This window comes from Mesorhizobium vachelliae, from assembly GCF_033977325.1.
GTDB classification, from domain to species: Bacteria; Pseudomonadota; Alphaproteobacteria; order Rhizobiales; family Rhizobiaceae; genus Mesorhizobium; species Mesorhizobium vachelliae.
Map to the genome: position 1 here is coordinate 1 of NZ_JAVIIR010000056.1, position 2,130 is coordinate 2,130.

A 2,130-nucleotide genomic window follows, 5' to 3' on the forward strand; every position below is an offset into this window, starting at 1 on the left:
GCATTAGGCATCGGCTGCAGCGCCACATATGTGGAACGGCCACGCGGGCAAGCGCTTTTCATCCAGCGGGATCGGTGCGGTCATATGTCCGGCGCGCGGTCCAAGACCGCTGGCCTCGATAAAATTCGCGATGCGAGGGACTGATCAATCTGACGCGCTTTAAGCGCATTGTCGCGCCGGCCTCTCCTCCTCGGGATTTCGTCCCGTGGATCATCGTCTAATTTTGCACCTCGCCTCTGTCCGGCGTCGCGTCGGCAAGTCCGTCCTGGTCGTCATATCGGCTCAGGCGTGTGCTGCGCTGCTCGCCGCGCCAGTATTTCGATATGTCCCGCCCCTGGCGAGCAGCGCCCAGATGATCCTCGCCATCTTGTTGGCGAGCGCGATTGCGACGACGTCGCGCCACAAACGAGCAGCGAGCGGAGCGTCGGGTTGCCCATTTCGATATGCCGCCGAGCTGCTCCTTGCCGTCGCTCGAATGGGGCTTTGGCGTTAGTCTCAGCCAGGGGGCGAAGTGACGGCCGGATTTGAATCCGTCGGGATCCGGGATCAGCGCTTTTGACGGAAGCCGCCGCGATCGCTCCGACGCCTGGAATTGTCGTCAGCCGTGGCATGTCCTGGTCGCGCTTCGCCTCGCCGACGATCCCTCGTTCGAGCTTGTCGATTTGACGCGTCAGCGCCTCGATCTGATCGGCGATTTCAGCCAAAGCCAATCGAGCGGCTTTTGGCAGGCAAACGTCCTCCTCGTCCCGCACGATCTCGATCAACGCAGCCATAGCCGTGCCGAGGGCGGCAACAACCCCCAACTCCGACAAATGCCCGCGAAGCGCGTTGATCGCCTGAGTTTGCTGTCGGATCAAAAGGGCGCGCGTCCTCAGCACCATGGCCGCCGCTTGTTGATCAGCCGATTTGATCGGAACGAAACGCATGGTCTTGCGGGTGACGACTTCGCTGATCGCTTCGACGTCGGCGGCCTCCGTCTTGCGCCGTTTCACTAATCACGAGGTCTTCATAATGCGGAGGAATGATTCACGGATTTTCGCCATTTTCGGATCAGCTTGTTTTGCATTATTTCGTGCCGAACCTCTGCGGGTCAACCAACAGAGGAGTTGCCAATGTCAAATAGCCGTCACGACCTGATCGCCGCACTCAAATCCTCGCTTATCGGTCAGCGGTACAGCCCTGTCGTGGTGGGAGCTACTGCGCCTACGCGTCTGAGTTTCTCGATTATCTCGTACATCGGAGCATCCCGTCGCGGACGTGATCGACGTGCAGGTCGAGCAATACCTGCAGCATGCGATGGTACTGTTCGAAAAGCAGCGTGGTCGACGTCCCAGCGCGCGCTGGCTCCAGGTTCCGCGCTCCGGAATTCGAGCCCTGTTGCGGCTGCTCACGGTCAATGGCCACGAGCTATCGAGCCTACCTGCGCGGCCGATGTGGTCCGAATGCAATCTGCGACGAGTACGAAATCCGGCTGCGTGAGGAACGCGGGTTGGCTTGCTCCAGCGTCGCAACGTTGATGTGGGAAGCCCGCAACTTCCTTGCTTGGCAGACCGGTGGCGGCATCGACGGGTGGACGGGCCTCAGCAGTAGCGACGTTGACCGCTATATGGATTTGCGCGCGCCGAAACTGACGCGCTGCTCGCTGAAGGATACAGCAGAGCGGCTTCGCTTGCTGCTGCGCTACCTCCACATCACATCACAGGTCGCGTCACGATGGACCTGTCAGGGCACGTGATAGCCCCGTCGCTTATGCGTACGAAGGAGTACACCGTCAGTCCTGAACCGCGATCTGACAGTCGCTGTTTCGAGAGCGCGAAGAAACGAGACATCGGCGGGGCTGCGGGACCATGCGATCCCTGCAACTCCTTGCAACATATGGGCTACGGTCTGGTGAAATCCGCAATCTGCAGATCGAGGACATCGACTGGCGGACGGAAGCCATCCATGTTCGCCACCACAAGACGCGAGCCAGCACATCCTGCCACTGATGGAGCTGGTCGGCGAAGCGGTGCTCGCCTATCTGCGTTCCGGGCGGCCCATGACGGACGCCAGAGAAATCTTCCAGCGCACGCGCGCACCCTATCGCAAGCTCGACAAGCTTTACAGCGTGGTTCGCCGGCGGCTCCGTGA

At 60.7% G+C, this 2,130-nt stretch carries 1 protein-coding gene and 1 pseudogene; one reads left to right on the forward strand and one right to left on the reverse strand.

The genetic code is table 11. From position 1 onward, the window contains the following. Positions 1 to 282: 282 nt before the first annotated feature. Positions 283 to 992: pseudogene (locus RFM41_RS34380) on the reverse strand (IS110 family RNA-guided transposase); the annotation flags it as partial. Between the two features lie 404 nt (positions 993 to 1,396). Here RFM41_RS34380 and RFM41_RS33935 point away from each other — a divergent pair. Further along, positions 1,397 to 1,735 carry a hypothetical protein gene (locus tag RFM41_RS33935; protein ID WP_320253504.1) on the forward strand — a complete coding sequence of 113 codons (339 nt, stop codon included), beginning with the start codon at positions 1,397 to 1,399 and terminating at the stop codon, positions 1,733 to 1,735. Positions 1,736 to 2,130: the final 395 nt, after the last annotated feature.